Origin of the sequence: Massilia arenae, assembly GCF_008014745.1 — a bacterium.
GTDB classification, from domain to species: domain Bacteria; phylum Pseudomonadota; class Gammaproteobacteria; order Burkholderiales; family Burkholderiaceae_D; genus Telluria; species Telluria arenae.
Genome location: NZ_VPFD01000071.1, coordinates 1 through 276, shown reverse-complemented (window position 1 = coordinate 276; position 276 = coordinate 1). Strand labels below are relative to the sequence as shown.

Annotated in this window: 1 protein-coding gene and 1 tRNA gene; one reads left to right on the top strand and one right to left on the bottom strand. The window is 42.8% G+C overall.

The annotated features are described in order from the left end of the window. Positions 1-3: 3 nt before the first annotated feature. A tRNA-Ala gene (locus FVD38_RS26330) sits at positions 4-79 on the top strand. Between the two features lie 12 nt (positions 80-91). Here the strand turns inward: FVD38_RS26330 and FVD38_RS26715 are convergent. Further along, the coding region (locus FVD38_RS26715; RefSeq protein WP_222706973.1) for a hypothetical protein at positions 92-276 on the bottom strand (185 nt) is incomplete at its 5' end.

Genomic DNA, 276 nt, shown 5'->3' with positions numbered 1-276 from the left:
AATGGGGGATTAGCTCAGCTGGGAGAGCACCTGCTTTGCAAGCAGGGGGTCGTCGGTTCGATCCCGTCATCCTCCACCATTTAGTAAATGGTTAAAAGTTCAAACGTAAGTCATCAGCAGCTAGCTGGATGGATTTAGGTTTGGTCTTTTCGAGATCACTGTTTTTTCGTTCTTTAACAATCTGGAAGAAGTAAAGTTTTATCAGCGTGTGCGACAGCACATGTTGAGGGTAGTAGTAATTTGTATCAAGCAAACATAGTTGTACTCTTGAATTCT